The organism is Streptomyces avidinii (genome assembly GCF_014650695.1).
In the GTDB taxonomy this organism is placed as follows: domain Bacteria; phylum Actinomycetota; class Actinomycetes; order Streptomycetales; family Streptomycetaceae; genus Streptomyces; species Streptomyces avidinii.
In genome coordinates, this window is record NZ_BMVL01000006.1 from 57,025 (window position 1) to 72,039 (window position 15,015).

Below are 15,015 nucleotides of genomic sequence, written 5' to 3' on the forward strand. Positions count from 1 at the left end.
GTATGCGCAGATCGAGTACCCGGCACCGAGCCGGGTCGGGTGGCGACCGGGCCAGGCATTCGGGTCGTTCCGGCATGGTGCCTGGCCGACGGAGCGGTGTGCCGAGATGCTGGGGGCTGAACGAGGCAGGAGAAACCGTGGACGAACCCAGCATCCAAGGTGCCCGGAGCTCGGCATCCACCGGTGCGAGCCGTGGTGTTGCCGGCCAGCCCGGGGTCATCGGCATTGCGCTCGGGGCGGTGCTGACTGCCGTACTCGCACAAGGCTCGTGGCAGTGGTTCGCGACGTACATCGGCGTGACCCTTCTTGTCGTGCTCTTCACCCTCTACCGGCTTCCCCAGTGGACGCCCACGCCCGGCCTCCGATCTGCCTACGTCGGCAACCTGGCGGCGTATTCGCTGGTCGTCGGCCTGTGCGTGGCGATCACCCTGGCCCCCGTGCTGCAGCGCTGGGCGTGGCTGTTCCCGATGCCCGGCACGCGCGCCAGGTGTCCCGCCCTGGGCAGGTACGAGAGCATCCGGACCGAGGCGGCGCTGGCGAACCTGGCCGGTCGCGACGCTGCCGCCCTGGCGCGTACTCAGGAGGTCCAGAGCCATACCGCCGTTGCCGACTGCCTGTCCGCCACGACGACGCTGTGGTTGCCGGTCTACGCGGCCGGGGCGGCCCTGCTGGTGGGTCTGGGTGCCTATTTCGTGGATCGGATGCGGGCAAGGAACGCTTAGCCCCGGCCCTTGGGGTCCTGGCCCGTGCCGTGCATGCCATCAGCGCTGGCTGCCTTCGCACTGATCGCGGCACCGTGCCCCGGCGGCGGGCCCTCGACGTCAGGAAGCACGGTCGGCCGTGCCTGTGCCCGTTCCTGTGTGGTCGAGGATCGCGGCGACGATCGTCGGCCAGTCGGTTCGTTCGACCCCGTGGCCTGCGTCCGCCAGAGCCAACAGCCCTGCGGCCGGGATCCTTTCCGCGAGTGCCTCGCCGTGGCGGAGCGGGAACATCGGGTCGGCGGTCCCGTGGATCACCAGCGTGGGCACCGCGATCGAGGACAGGGGTGCTCGTGGGGGCTCGCCGTCCGGAAGGGAGTCGTGGTTGCGGGCCGCGGCGAAGTCGTTCGCGCGCTCCACGTCGCGTCGGACCAGGCCCCGGGCGGCGGTCTCGTCGAACGGGCGCCGACCACCTGCGAGGACGCGCGCGTAGGCGACCTGATAGTCGATCACCGAGTCGGCATCCGACCAGTCCACATCCACGGTCGAGACGAACCGCATGAACTCCTCGGTCGGCGGAGGCAGCTCGCGGTCGCCGTCACTGTCCCCGGGCACGGCGGAGGACGTGCTGATCAGCACGAGCGACAGGACGCACCGTGCGTGCTCCAGTGCGAGCAGCTGTGCGAGCGCCCCTCCGGCGGATACGCCCACGATGTGAGCGGCCGGGATCCCGTGGGCGTCGAGCACGCGGACGGCATCGTCGACCAGGTCCGCACCGCTGTAGCCCGGGCGGCCCGGCTCATAAGTCACCGACCTACCGGTGTCGCGGTGGTCGTAGCGGATCACGAAGCGGGGGCCGCCCTCGGCGAGCATCCGGCAGAAGCCCTCCTCCCACCAGAGCATCGAAGCCCCCGTCCCCATGATGAGCAGTACGGGCGGATCCGACGGATTGCCGAACGACTCGGTGCAGAGCCTGATGCCCGTCGTCTCGATCATGCGCTCAGCCATCGTCCTCGCCTCTCACCGTCTCGCCCCTCCTCGTCTCTCCTCGCCTGACCCTTCCCGCCCCATGGTGCCCGGGTGTCCCCGAATCGGTAGCGCGGACGTACCGGCCGAGGAATCGTGGTGCTGTGTGTCAGTCGACCACGCCATCGGCCCCCGCACGAATGACACCGCCCTGTTCGGCCGCACGCCGACGATCGGAGACGGATGCCCCAGTCCGAACCGGTGGCCCACGGCGGCCCTCGGCACACCGTGCCCGTCGACGTCCACCTCGTCCTGCGCCGCGACAGCGGATCCGGCCCGGAGGTGTTGCTGTCGCGCCGGTCCGGGCCGGTGTACGCCACCGGGTTGTGGCACCTGCCCTCCGGGCATCTGGAACCGGGCGAGGACATGGCCGAGGCGGTGATCCGCGAAGCCCGCGAGGAGACCGGCGTCGTCATCGCGGCCGAGGACGTGGCCGCCGCGGTCACGGTCCACCATCGGCCTCCCCAGGGTGCCGGCTCGCGGATCGGTGTCCTCTTCGAGGTACGGCGATGGTCGGGAGCGCCCCGGGTGATGGAGCCGGACCGGTGCGACGGCATGGGCTGGTACCCGCTGGACGGTCTGCCGCATCCGATGGTGGCGTACTGCCGCGCCGGCCTCGACGCCTACCGCGCCGGCCTGCCCGCCGCCGTGCACTTCCAGCAGCCCGGCGACCCCGTCCGGTACGTGGCGGAGGGCGCCGACCGCACCCGTCTCGTGCCGGGGCCGCCCGCGGACGGCATGGAGTTGCCGCCCCGGCTGCGGGAGTTCGCCGAACGCGCCGTCGGCCGGATCGCGGAGGCGGCCGACGCCTCGTGGGCGCGCACCGGCAGCCGGGTGTGGCGTCTCACCGGTTCCGGCGGCGGCATCTGGTACCTCAAGCAGCACCGCGGGCCGGCCTTCCACGAACGGGAAGTGGCCGCGTACCGCGCGTGGGCACCCGTGCTCGGGCGGGGGGCTCCCCGGCTCGTCGCGGCCGACCCGGCGGCGCGGGCCGTCGTGGTCACGGCACTGGCGGGCCGGTCACCGCACGGGGCGGTCCTCGACGCCGCGGCCGAGGTCTGCCTCCACCGGGAGCTGGGCCGCCTGGCTTCTGCCCTGCACCGCTCGACCCCGGAGCGGCCCGCCGGACCGTCCACCGCCGCGGGCACGGTGAAGCGTCACCTGGAGGAGGCCCGGCCCTGCCTGGCCGCCGGGGACGAGGAGCTGGTGCTCGGCCTGGTCCGCACCTACGAGGACCTCCCGCGGCCCGTGCTGGTGCCCACGCACGGGGACCTCCAGTACCGCAACGTGCTCCTGGCCGATGACGGCGAGGTGGCTCTGTTCGACTTCGAGCGATCGGAGTACGCCACCGCCACCCGCGACATGGTGCGCCTGGGCGACACCTGGGCCGGCCGGTCCGACCTGCGTACGGCCTTCTTCGACGGGTACGGAAGGACGCTCGCGCCCGCCGAGGAACTCAGGCTGGATTGCGAGGCCGCCTTCGACGCGGTCTCAGGAATCGCGTACGGCGCCGGCCACCAGGACCCCGAGGTCGCCGAACGCGGCCACCGCACCCTGTCTCGACTCCATGCCGCCCACCACCGCTAGCCCGTGGCCCGTGGCCCGTGGCCCGTGGCCCGTGGCCCATGGCCCGTGGCCCATGGCCCATGGCCCGTGGCCCGTGGCCCGTCAGAGAGTTTCGCTCAAGGAGTCCGCCAGTCGGCGCCGGGCCGCGCGCGTCGCCGGTACGGCCGCCGCCACCACCGCGCCCAGCACGGACCCGGTGATCACGATCAGCATCACCGGCAGAGGTGGCAGCTGGGCGATGCCCGCGCCGATGCCGCTCGACGCGCCCTGGGTGTCGACCAGCCATCTGCCGGACAGCAGGCCCAGTACCGTGCCGGCCGCGGCGGATGCCAGGGCGGTCAGTCCGGCGGCCGTGACGATCATCGAGCCGATCTGCCGGGGCGTCAGCCCGATCGCCTTCAGCGCCAGTAGGTCACGGCCCCGGTCGCGGACACCCGTACTGATCAGTGTCAGCAGTTCGATCAGGCCGATCAGGGCCAGGACCGCGATCAGGGCGGCGATCACTCCGCGCGCCGGCTCCAGCCGGTCGACCGGGTTCGGTGTCTCCCGGACCTCCAGCGTTCCTCCCGCCGTCCCGGCCAGCGCGGCGCCGACCGCCCGGGGGTCCGCACCCTCGCGCAGCACCAGGGCGTGGAAGTCGGAGCGCAGTTCCGGGTCGCGCTCGCGCAGTGCGTCGATGGTCGTGGTGATCACCCGGCCGCCGGACTCGGGTTCGATGGTGCGACCGACGACGTGCAGGATCTGCGGCCGTCCCTCGACGGTCATCCGGACCCACGCGCCGACCCGCACGCCGAGGAGGTCGAGCAGCCCCTGCCCCGCCACCGCCTCGTCCGGGCCGCTGACGGCACGTCCTTCCACCACCTTGGCGGGGTACGGGTCCCGGGCGGTACCCAGCCCTCGGAGCGTGATCGTTCCGGTCTGCCCCGGCACGAGCGCCGCCATCTCGGCCCCCGGGTGGACCGTGGCGACGTCCGGGACGGCCGCGAGGGCCCGCTCCAGTTCCGCTTCGGACGAAGCGGCCGGCTGTCCGGCCCGTACGGTCAGTGCCGCGGGCAGTCCCATCTGCGCGGGGCGGCTGCGGAACTGGTCCAGCGTCGACCAGGCGACGAGCGCGACGGTGATGAGGAGCAGCGGCAGGGCGAGTCGGGCCACGGGGACGAGGGTCCGGCCGCGCCGCGGGAAGGCGGCGCGCCATCCCAGGACCAGGGCCGGGGGCACGCGTACGCCGAGGGCGCGCCTGCCGAGGGCGGTCATCGGGGCGGCGGACGGCTGTGCGGCGCGGGCCACGGGCACGGGCGGGACCCGTCCGGCACGCCAGGCCGAGAGTCCGGTCGCGGCCGCGATCAGCAGCACCGCTCCGCAGGGGACGCCGATCATGAGTGCGGTGTGGCCGGGCAGGTCCGGCCACACCGCGGCCGCCTCGCCGATCCGTCCGGGTATCCGGGCGCCCAGCAGGGCGATCGCCGCCGTGCCGAGGGCCACGCCGAGGAGGGCGAAAGCCAGGTGCTGGACGAGGAAGCCGCGGGTCACCTGGCCGGGGGTGAAGCCGACCGCCTTGAGGATCGCGATGTCCCTGAGCTGGCCGCGGACCCGGGCGCCGATGGTTCCGGCGGCGGCGAGCGCCGCCGCGAGCAGCGCGCCGAGCCCGAAGACGGCGAACATCTGCCCGAGCAGCCGGTCGTCGCCGCCCGCCTCGGCGCGCGCCTGCTGCCACTTGGTGACCTGGGCGACGCGGTCGGCCCCGAGGACGGTCACGGCGCGCTGGACGGTGAAGTCGGTGTCGTCCGGGTCGGCCAGGCGCAGGCCCACGCTCTGCCCGGTGTCCGCGTGGGCGATCCCGTCGAGGGTGTCGGACAGCACCCAGCCGATGCCGGGGCTGCCGCCCGGGTGGTAGCGGGGCTCGGCCACCTCGGCGATCCCGGTCACCCGCAGTGTGTGCGGGGCGCCGTCCGGGCCGGTGACCCGGATCGTGTCGCCCGGTTCCGCCCAGAGGGCCCGCGCGACCGAGGCTTCCAGTACGACGGAGCCGTTCCCGGCGGCCGCACCGCCCTCCGCCCCGGCGCCCTCTCCGGCGTCCGCGCTGCTCCCGGCCTCGTCGGGGCCGGTGAGCCAATTGCCCGTGGTGACGAGCGGCCGCCCGGTCTCCGGGGGCGTCGCCCCGGCCGCACGTAGCGTCACTCCGACCCGGGCGCCGCGCGACTCGACCGTCGTCGCCGCAGTGCGGTAGGGCCCCGAGAGGGCGGCGACCCCCTCGACGCGGGACAGGGCGGCCATGTCCGCCCCGGCGCGGGTGTGCAGCCAGATGTGCGCGCCGTGGGACTGGTTGAAGACGCGCTGCCAAGGGTTCGCGGCGTAGCTGAACAGTGCGCCGGCGAGCAGGAGCGAGGCGATGATCCCGGCGCTGGCCAGCACGACGAAGAGGGCTTCGCCGCGGTGTGCGCGGAAGTCGGCGTGTGCCCAGCGCAAGGTGGCCCGCACGGTCACCGCTTCGGTTCCGGTTCCAGGTCCAGTACGCCCGAGACGCCTCTGGCGGGCGGGCGGTGTCCGCCGCCGAGGTGGGCGTCGTCGGCTATTCGTCCGTCGAAGAAGCTGATGACGCGGTCGGCGGCGCTGGCCATCCGGGCGTCGTGGGTGACCATCATGATCGTCTGGCCGCGCTGGTGGAAGCGGGAGAGCAACCGCAGCACTTCGCGGGTGCCCTTGCTGTCGAGACTGCCGGCCGGTTCGTCCGCGAGCAGCAGGGCGGGGTGGTTGACCAGCGCTCGGGCGAGCGCGACGCGCTGCTGTTCGCCGCCGGACAGTTCGCCGGGCATGGACCGTTCGCGGCCTTCGAGGCCGAGGTCGGCGAGCAGCTCGGCGCGGGATGCGCGGGCGGCCTTCGGGGAGGCTCCGGCGAGCAGGGCGGGCAGTTCGACGTTGTCGGCGACGGTGAGGTTGGAAACCAGGTTGAAGAACTGGAAGACGACGCCGATGCTGCGCCGCCGCAGGACTGCCCAGCGGGCCTCGCGGTACGCGTCGACGCGCTCGCCCCCGAGCCACAGCTTCCCGCTGTCGGGCCGCTGGAGGCCGCCTATCAGGTGCAGCAGCGTGGACTTTCCGGCTCCGGACGGTCCGGTGACGGCGACGAACTCGCCCGGCTGGACAGACAGGTCCACCCCGCGTACGGCGTGCACCGGTACGCCTTCGCCGTGGTGCGTCTTGGTCAGGCCCTCGGCCCGCACTATGGGCTCGCCGGGAGCGATGGTGGTGGCGTCGTCGCTCATTCCAGCTCCTCCTGGCAGCGTTCCAGCCAGTCGAGGTCGGCCTGCAGGTGCAGCATGGCGCCCTCGATCAGCAGTTGGGAGATCTTGTTGTCGCGGTCCTCCGCCGCGGCCAGCTTGGACAGGTCCCGCATGGTGTTGAGGTACTGACGCCGCTGCTTGTTGATCAGTGCGACCGGATCGGCCAGACCCGACTGCGGTGCGAGGGCGAGCTTCATGAAGAACTCGTCCCGTACCCGGGGCTCCTCGGCGGTTTCCTCGAACCAGGCCTGCACGGCCTCGCGCCCTGCGTCCGTCAGCCTGTACGTGCGCTTGTTGGGCCGTCCCGACTGCTCGACGTCCTCGCCCTCGATCAGGCCGCTCTTCTCCAGCCGGCCGAGGGTGACGTAGATCTGGCCGACGTTGGGCTGAGGGTACGCGGCGCCCAGGAGCTTCTCAAGGTCCTGCTTCAGCTCGTAACCGTGCGCAGGGCTACGGGTGAGGAGCGCAAGGAGCGCCAGCCGCACTCGCTCCCCCTCCTTCCCGCTCCGTAGTCAACGGTTCACTCGACAGCGGGCCGAGTTGCGCCGCCGTCCGTCTCGTCTGCCTGGACGTCTAGTATCGCCCATGCCTAACGGGTATATATAGGCCACGATGGTCGGCGGCGCAGCCGGATCGTGCACTGGGAGGAATCTATGCGGTGGATGCGTGCCGCGGGTAGAGCTCTCCTGGTCGGGGCGGTCGTACTGGCGGGTTACACCGGTTTCGGCGTCCGGGCCGACGCGGGAGCGACCTCCGGGGCATTCGGGACGGCTTCCGGGGACCGCGGGCCCCTGTCGCTCGTGACGGCGGGCGATCTGACGGATTACCTCCCCCCGCTCCTCGACGACTGGAACGAGGCGCATCCCGACGAGCGGGTCACGCTCGTCGAGCTGCCCGACTCCGCGGACGAGACCCGGGCCCAGATGATCAGCGAACTGCGATCGGGCCGCGACCGGTTCGACGTGCTGAACATCGACGTCGCCTGGACGTCCGAGTTCGCCGCGGCCGGGTTGATCTCCCCCCTCCCCCGTGACCGCTTCCCGCTGGACGCCTTCCTGCGTCCGGTCGTCGACACCGCGACCTTCGAGGGCCGGCTGTACGCGGTCCCGTACGTCACCAACGCGGGCCTGCTGTACTACCGCAAGGACATCCTGGACCGGGCGGGCGAGGAGCCGCCGCGCACCTGGTCCGATCTGGTGCGCCAGGCGCGCACGATCGCCCCGCAGTACGGGCTGGACGGTTACGCCGGCCAGTTCCTGCCGTACGAGGGGCTCACCGTCAACGTCACGGAGGCCGTGCACTCGGCCGGCGGTTCGGTCCTGCGCGACGACGGTGCCCGCGTGAGCGTGGACTCCGACGCGGCGCGCGCCGGGCTGCGGTTCCTCGCGGACGGCGTTCGGGACGGCTGGATCTCCCGCGAGGCGCTCGGTTACAAGGAGGAGGAGTCGCGGCAGGCCTTCCAGGACGGCCGGCTGCTCTTCCTGCGGAACTGGCCCTACGTGTACGCGGACGCCAGCGCGGAGGGATCGAAGATCGCGGGCCGGTTCGGCGCCGTGCCGCTGCCCGGACCCGACGGGCCCGGCACCAGTGTGCTGGGCGGCTCCAACCTGGCCGTGAGCAGCCATGCGCGGCATCCGGCCTCGGCGGCGGACCTGATCTCGTACCTCACCAGTGAACGGGTCCAGCGGCAGGTGCTCACCAAGGGCTCGCTGCCGCCGGTGCGCGCCGCGCTGTACGAGGATCCCGAGCTGGTCCGCGCGTATCCGTACCTGCCCACGCTCCGCCAGAGCCTGCTGTCGGCGGTGCCCCGCCCCAAGAGTCCGCGCTACGACCAGGTGAGCCTGGCGGTGCAGGCGGTGGCGCAGGACGTGATGGCGTTGCGCCAGACGCCCGAGGAGGCGACGGCGCGGCTCGCGCGCGAGCTCGGGGCCATTTCCCGCAGGGGCTGAGCGTACTGCGCGTCCCTCCATTTCTGCACCCCCTCAAGGGCCTCTACTTACATGTTAAGTAGAGGCCCTTCTTCGTGCACCGGGATGTTTCCGTACAAAACACCCCAGCTTTCCACTGTTTCTGGACACATCGTTGACACCTTCCAGTCGCTGCTACTTAACATGCATGCATAACAGCGCACCGATCAGGAGCGCTCTCGCATTCAGCAGACAGGTCGACGCGAGATGCTCAGCACCCTTCCGGCCGACACCGGCCACCCCTCCCGGACCGCCCCCGCACCCGCGCCCTGGTGGCGTGACGCGGTGATCTACCAGGTCTACGTCCGCAGCTTCCTCGACAGCACCGGGGACGGCATCGGCGACCTGGCCGGCGTCCGGGCCGGACTGCCCTACCTGCGCAAGCTCGGTGTCGACGGCATCTGGCTCAGCCCGTTCTACCCGTCGCCGCAGCACGACCACGGATACGACGTGGCCGACTACTGCGGTGTCGACCCGGTCTACGGCGACCTCGCCGAGTTCGACCGGTTGGTGGCCGACGCCCGCCGCCTCGGGCTCAGGCTGCTGCTCGACATCGTCCCCAACCACTGCTCCAGCGAGCACCCGTGGTTCCGGGACGCGCTCGCCGCGGAGCCCGGAAGCCCGGCACGCTCGCGCTTCCACTTCGCACCCGGCCGCGGCGCGGACGGGGCGGAGCCGCCCAACAACTGGCACGCCATGTTCGGCGGTCCCGCCTGGAGCCGGACCACCGAGCCCGACGGCACCCCCGGCGAGTGGTACCTGCACCTCTTCACTCCGGAGCAGCCGGACCTGAACTGGCGCGACCCCGCCGTCGGCGACGACTTCGAGCAGGTGCTGCGCTTCTGGCTGGACCGCGGGGTCGACGGCTTTCGCATCGATGTCGCCGCCGGACTGTTCAAGCACCCCGCGCTGCCCGACTCGGACGATCCCGCAGCCGACGAGCGGGCCCGCGACGCCGTCAACCAGCTCGCCTGGAACCGGCCCGAGGTCCACGACGTGTGGCGGCGCTGGCGCGCGGTCTGCGAGGAGTACACCGCCCGGGACGGCCACGAGCGGCTGCTGGTCGGCGAGGTGTCCGTACCCACCGCACGCGAGCACGCCGAGTACGTCCGCCCCGACGAACTGCACCAGGCGTTCTTCTTCGACCTGCTCAGCGCGCCCTGGGATGCCGACGCCTTCCGCTCGACGATCACCGAGGCGATACGCGACATCGCCGGGACCGGCTCCACGGTCACCTGGGTCCTCAACAACCACGACCAGGTCCGCACGGTGACCCGCTACGCGGGCGAGCCCGGAGTCGAAGGCAGTGGACTGGGCGCCGCCCGCGCCCGCGCCGCGGCCCTCCTGATGCTCGCGCTGCCTGGCGCCGCCTACGTCTACCAGGGCGAGGAACTGGGCCTGCCCGAGGTCCTCGACCTGCCCGACGAGGTGCTCACCGACCCGATCTTCCTCCGCACGGGCAGCCGCAAGCACGTGCGGGACGGCTGCCGCGTGCCGCTCCCCTGGTCCGGGCACGCCTCACCGTTCGGATTCACCCGGGATGCGGGCGGCGCCAAGCCGTGGCTGCCTCAGCCCGAGTGGTTCGCCGAGCACGCCACCGACCGCGCCCTGGCCGACACCCGTTCCTTCTGGCACCTCTACCGCGACGGTCTCCAGCTGCGGCGCACCCTGCCGCAACTCGGTGACGGCGCCCTGCGCTGGCTGGACGCGCCGCCGCAGGTACTGGCCGTCGTCCGCGGCGACGGTCTGGTCTGCGCGGTGAACTTCGGCTCGGAGCCGGTGCCCGCACCGGTCGCCGGAACTCCGCTGCTCGCCAGCGGCCCGTGCCCCGACGGCGTACTCCCCGCGGCGACCGCCGCCTGGTGGACCGCCGAATGCCCGGCCCCCTGACCTGACCTTCCCGTTCCCCCTCCGCACCCCCGTCCTCCCTCCCCGCGCGCAACCCCTCGACGTAAGGACCTCTCATGCGACGACCCAGCACGACGACCCGGCGGACCGCGGCCACCGCATCGGCGGCCCTCGCTCTCGCCCTCGGTGCCACGGCCTGCGGCGGCACCACCGGACCCGCGAGCGGCGGTGAACTCAGCGGCCAGACCGTGACCGTGGCAGGCGTCTGGACCGGCAGCGAGCAGCAGAACTTCAAGAAGGTGCTGGACGCCTTCACCGAGAAGACCGGTGCCAAGACGGTCTTCGTGCCCTCCGGCGACAACGTCTCCACCTTCGTCGGAAGCAAGATCGAAGGCGGCAACGCACCCGACGTGGTGATGGTGCCCCAGGTGGGCGTGCTCCAGCAGTTCGCCAAGGAGGGCTGGCTGCTCCCGCTGTCCGAGCAGACCGCCCGGAGCGCCGGATCCACCCTCGCCCCGGTGTGGCGCAACTACGGCACCGTCGACGGCGCCTACTACGGCCTCTACTTCAAGGCCGCCCACAAGTCCACCGTCTGGTACGCCCCCGAGGCCTTCGCCCAGGCCGGGGTCAACGAGCCCAAGAGCTACGCCGACATGCTGAAGGCCGGCCGCACCCTCGCCGACTCCGGCCGCCCCGCCTTCGCGATAGCCGGCGAGGACGGCTGGACCCTGACCGACTGGTTCGAGAACATCTACCTCTCCCAGGCCGGGCCGGAGAAGTACGACCAGCTCGCGCAGCACCGGATCAAGTGGACCGACGAGAGCGTCGTCAGGGCGCTGACCACCCTCGGAGACCTGTTCAAGGACAAGCAACTCGTCGCCGGCGGTGCCCAGACGGCTCTCGGGACCGACTTCCCCACGTCCGTCGCGCAGGTCTTCGGCCCCGAGCCCAAGGCGGGCATGGTCTACGAGGGGGACTTCGTCGGTGGTGTCGCCAAGGACCAGTTCGGCAGGAAGCTCGGGACGGACGCCAAGTTCTTCCCGTTCCCCGCGGTCGACGGGGGCAAGGCGCCGGTCGTCAGCGGCGGCGACGCGGCCGTCGTCCTCAAGGACGGCAAGAACGGCAAGGCCGGCATGAAGCTGGTCGAGTACCTGTCCGGCTCCGAGGCCGCCGAGGTCTGGGCGCGGGCGGGCGGCTTCCTGTCCCCGAACAAGGAGGTCGGCATCGCCGCGTACGGTGACGAGATCACCCGCGGCACCGCCGACTCGCTCATCGCGGCGGGCGACTCCATCCGGTTCGACATGTCGGACCAGGCCCCCGCCGCATTCGGCGGTACGAAGGGCGCCGGCGAGTGGAAGCTCCTCCAGGACTTCCTGCGCGACCCGTCGGACCCGCAGGGCACGGCCGCGAAGCTCGAGGCGGAGGCCGCCAAGGCCTACGGGAACTGAGGGGCCCCGCATGGCTGACACCATGACCGCCCGCGACCGGGCCCGCGACCGGGCCCGCGCCGGCGCCGCCCGGGCGCCGGCCGACGGCCGACGCCTGGCCCGGCGAAGGAAGCGCCGCCTCGCGGTGGTCTTCGTCCTGCCGGCCCTGCTGCTGCTCGGCGCGCTGGTCGTCTACCCGGTCCTCTTCTCCTTCGGCCGCAGCCTCTTCGACGCCGATGGCGACCGCTTCGTAGGAGCGGGGAACTACGTCGCGATCGTCCAGGACCCGGCCACGCTGAAGGCGATCCGCAACAGCGCCATCTGGGTCGTGGTGGCCCCGACCCTGCTGACCGGGCTCGGGCTGATGCTCGCCGTGCTCACCGAGAAGGTGCGCTGGGCAACCGCGTTCAAGCTGGTGCTCTTCCTTCCGATGGCCGTGTCCTTCCTCGCCGCGGGCATCATCTTCCGGCTCGCCTACGAACAGGACCCGGACCGGGGCGTACTCAACGCCGCAGTCGTCGGCGTCCACGACAGCTTCGGGGACGCTGCCGCCTATCCGACGGCCCGGGCCCGGGAGGGCCAGGGGCTGACGGGCAGCGCGGGAGGCCCGTACAGCACCGAGGGGACCGTGCGCCCCGGCCGCTCGGTCAGTCTCGGCCTGATCGGTGTGGCACCGGACGCGGTACCCGCCGCAGCCAAGGCCGCGGCTGCCGCGGCACCCGCAACGGACGGGATCGGGGGCGTCGTCTACCTCGACTTCGCCCCCGGAGGCGCCGGAGTACCGGGGCGCATCGACGCCGGCGAGAACGGACTGCCCGGCATGACCGTCGAGGCCGTACGGGACGGCCGGGTGGCCGCCAGCACCGTCTCGGCCGACGACGGGTCCTTCCGCCTCACCGGGCTCGCCGACGGCGACTACACCGTCAGGCTGCCCGCGGCCAACTTCGCGGCCCCGTACCAGGGGGTGAACTGGCTCGGTCCGGCGCTGGTCACACCGGCCATCATCGGCGCCTACCTGTGGGTGTGGACCGGCTTCGCGATGGTCCTGATCGGTGCCGGCCTCGCGGCCATCCCCCGGGACGCGCTGGAGGCGGCGCGCATGGACGGGGCCTCCGAGGGCCAGATCTTCCGCAAGATCACCGTGCCCCTCCTCTCCCCGGTGCTCACCGTCGTCTTCGTGACCCTGGTGATCAACGTGATGAAGGTCTTCGACCTCGTCTACATCATCGCGCCGGGGCCGGTCCAGGAAGAGGCGAACGTGCTGGCCACCCGCATGTGGCTGGTGTCCTTCGGCGGCGGCAACGACCAGGGGCTCGGCAGCGCGCTCAGCGTGGTGCTCCTCCTGCTCGTCGTCCCGGCGATGGTCTTCAACATCCGGCGCTTCCGAAGGAGTGGAGCATGAGCGTCCCGAGCACCGCAGGGCGCCGGCGGCAGAGGCAGGGGCAGGGGCAGGGGCAGCGGCAGGGGCACCTGTTGTCGCGCCTGCTGAGCAACTCCCTCGTCCAGGGCGCACTGATCCTGGTCGCCCTCGTATGGATCACCCCACTGGCGGGCCTGCTCCTGTCCTCCCTGCGCTCCGAGGGGGACAACGCGTCCGACGGTTGGTGGACCGCCCTCAGCGACCCGTCCCAGCTCTCCCTGGACAACTACGCCGCCCTCCTGAAGGACTCCGGCATCGCGGCAGCCTTCGGGAACACGGTCCTGATCTCCGTGCCCACCACCGCACTGGTGGTCGCCATCGCGGCACTGGCCGGATACGCCTTCGCATGGCTGGAGTTCCCCGGCAGGGACGCCGTCTTCCTGGTGGTCGTCGGACTGCTCGTCGTACCCGTGCAAATCGGGCTGCTGCCCGTGGCCAAACTCTTCGGCACGGTCGGCCTGTTCGGCACGGTGGCGGGCGTCGTCCTCTTCCACGTCGCCTACGGACTGCCGTTCGCGATCTTCCTGCTGCGCAACTACTTCGCGGAGATACCCCGCGAAATGCTGGAGGCCGCCCGGATGGACGGCGGCAGCGAGTGGCGGATCTTCACCCGGCTGGTGCTGCCGCTCGGCCGGCCGGCCCTCGCGAGCCTGGCCATCTTCCAGTTCCTCTGGGTCTGGAACGACATGCTCGTGGCGCTGCTCTTCGCGGACAGCGGCTCCCAGCCGCTCACGGTTGCGCTGCAGTCCCAGATGCGGCAGTTCGGCAGCAACATCGGTGTCCTCGCGCCGGGGGCGTTCCTGTCCCTGGTGGTGCCGCTGATCGTGTTCTTCGCCTTCCAGCGGCATTTCGTCCAGGGGGTGATGGCGGGCTCGGTGAAATAGCGGCCGTCCCTGCGCACGTGCAGGTGGGAGCGCGGGCCCTGCCACCGGTCTTCCGACCGGTGGCAGGGCCCGCAGCGTCCGTCGTTCCGTCCTTCCGTCCGTCCGTCCGTTCGTCCGTTCGTCCGTGCGGCAGGGCGAACGCGATCAGCCTGAGCGGCGCTGCCACTCCTCGGCGAGCAGCCGGTAGGAGCGGACCCGGTCGGTGTGGTCGTGCGTGATGGTGGTGATGAGCAACTCGTCCGCCCCGGTCGCCTCCTGGAGTCGGTCCAGGTGGTCGGCGACCGTTCGCGGGGAGCCGACGAACTGGGTTTCCACGCGGTCTGCGACGAGTTTCCGGTCGGCGTCGGTCCAGGGCAGGGCGCGGGCCTCGGCAGGGGTGGGGAAGGCAATGGCCCCTTCGGCGGTGCGGATGCTCCGTACCCAGGGCAGTGCGGCTTCGGCCTCGGACACGGCGTCGGCCCAGTAACGGGCCGTGAAGAGCCCACCGGGCCGGGCACCCGGCTCACGCCAGGCGGCCGGGTGCCGCCCCGCGCCGCCGAGCGCGACGGCGAGGTGCAGCGGATCGGAGGATCCCGATGCGATGGTGAATGCAGGTGCGGGCGGGGATGAGGACACGTCGAATTACGCCTTCCTGATCGGCCGTGCGAAAAGGAGGCCGATACACGTCGCCGAATATGAGGACGTATGAGGGGGTCGGGCGGGCGGGACGAGAAAGCCCGTCACCCATATCCCTTCGAGACGCTACGCCCGATAGTGGCGCCATACAATGACCTGAATATGAAGAGAAGTTGGCAGCGGTGTTGCCGGGTGCACGGACGGCCATGAAGGACGGCGGCGGCACAGGGTGCCCGACCGTCGTGCCCTCACCGGCCCGGGGACCGGCGTTCGTACTCATGGG

Annotated in this window: 11 protein-coding genes and 2 pseudogenes; 7 read left to right on the forward strand and 6 right to left on the reverse strand. The window is 71.9% G+C overall.

The window, feature by feature from the left end; all coding sequences use genetic code 11:
• Positions 1-137: 137 nt before the first annotated feature.
• The gene (locus IE257_RS16620; RefSeq protein WP_229920422.1) at positions 138-722 is read left to right on the forward strand and encodes a hypothetical protein; all 585 of its coding nucleotides are present in this window, start codon (positions 138-140) and stop codon (positions 720-722) included.
• A gap of 99 nt (positions 723-821) precedes the next feature.
• Here IE257_RS16620 and IE257_RS16625 read toward each other — a convergent pair whose 3' ends face one another.
• On the reverse strand, positions 822-1,706 hold the full coding sequence (locus IE257_RS16625) for an alpha/beta fold hydrolase (protein WP_189969367.1): 885 nt from the start codon (positions 1,704-1,706) through the stop codon (positions 822-824).
• A 201-nt stretch (positions 1,707-1,907) separates the two neighbouring features.
• On the opposite strand from IE257_RS16625, the gene IE257_RS16630 reads away from it, so the two are divergent.
• Positions 1,908-3,311, forward strand: coding sequence for an NUDIX domain-containing protein (locus IE257_RS16630; RefSeq protein WP_189969369.1), 1,404 nt, complete (start codon positions 1,908-1,910; stop codon positions 3,309-3,311).
• Positions 3,312-3,392: 81 nt separating this feature from the next.
• Here IE257_RS16630 and IE257_RS16635 read toward each other — a convergent pair whose 3' ends face one another.
• The 3 genes from IE257_RS16635 to IE257_RS16645 are packed head-to-tail and all read right to left on the reverse strand — an operon-like array spanning position 3,393 to position 7,056.
• Positions 3,393-5,768 (reverse strand): ABC transporter permease, encoded by a 2,376-nt coding sequence (locus tag IE257_RS16635; RefSeq protein ID WP_189970113.1) that lies wholly within the window; start codon positions 5,766-5,768, stop codon positions 3,393-3,395.
• 2 nt (positions 5,769-5,770) lie between these two features.
• Positions 5,771-6,553: an ABC transporter ATP-binding protein gene (locus IE257_RS16640; protein WP_189969371.1), complete on the reverse strand. Its 783-nt coding sequence runs from the start codon at positions 6,551-6,553 to the stop codon at positions 5,771-5,773.
• The gene (locus IE257_RS16645; protein ID WP_030389516.1) at positions 6,550-7,056 is read right to left on the reverse strand and encodes a PadR family transcriptional regulator; all 507 of its coding nucleotides are present in this window, start codon (positions 7,054-7,056) and stop codon (positions 6,550-6,552) included. Before IE257_RS16645 ends, IE257_RS16640 begins: the two co-directional genes overlap by 4 nt.
• Before the next feature lie 168 nt (positions 7,057-7,224).
• Here IE257_RS16645 and IE257_RS16650 point away from each other — a divergent pair, with 168 nt between their 5' ends.
• The 5 genes from IE257_RS16650 to IE257_RS16670 all read left to right on the forward strand — a co-directional run bounded on the left by IE257_RS16650 (position 7,225) and on the right by IE257_RS16670 (position 14,117).
• Positions 7,225-8,520, forward strand: a complete 1,296-nt coding sequence (locus tag IE257_RS16650; RefSeq protein ID WP_189969373.1) for an ABC transporter substrate-binding protein — start codon at positions 7,225-7,227, stop codon at positions 8,518-8,520.
• A 225-nt stretch (positions 8,521-8,745) separates the two neighbouring features.
• Entirely contained in the window at positions 8,746-10,428 is a 1,683-nt protein-coding gene (locus IE257_RS16655; RefSeq protein ID WP_189969375.1) for a glycoside hydrolase family 13 protein, read from the forward strand.
• Between the two features lie 74 nt (positions 10,429-10,502).
• Positions 10,503-11,834 (forward strand): ABC transporter substrate-binding protein, encoded by a 1,332-nt coding sequence (locus tag IE257_RS16660; protein ID WP_189969377.1) that lies wholly within the window; start codon positions 10,503-10,505, stop codon positions 11,832-11,834.
• Between the two features lie 22 nt (positions 11,835-11,856).
• On the forward strand, positions 11,857-13,215 hold the full coding sequence (locus IE257_RS16665) for an ABC transporter permease (protein ID WP_189970115.1): 1,359 nt from the start codon (positions 11,857-11,859) through the stop codon (positions 13,213-13,215).
• On the forward strand, positions 13,212-14,117 hold the full coding sequence (locus IE257_RS16670) for a carbohydrate ABC transporter permease (protein ID WP_189969379.1): 906 nt from the start codon (positions 13,212-13,214) through the stop codon (positions 14,115-14,117). The genes IE257_RS16665 and IE257_RS16670 overlap by 4 nt, the downstream gene beginning before the upstream one ends.
• A gap of 144 nt (positions 14,118-14,261) precedes the next feature.
• Here the strand turns inward: IE257_RS16670 and IE257_RS16675 are convergent.
• A pseudogene (locus tag IE257_RS16675) lies at positions 14,262-14,543 on the reverse strand (LLM class flavin-dependent oxidoreductase); the annotation flags it as partial.
• Positions 14,544-14,699, reverse strand: a pseudogene (locus IE257_RS39170) (LLM class flavin-dependent oxidoreductase); the annotation flags it as partial.
• Between the last annotated feature and the right edge of the window lie 316 nt (positions 14,700-15,015).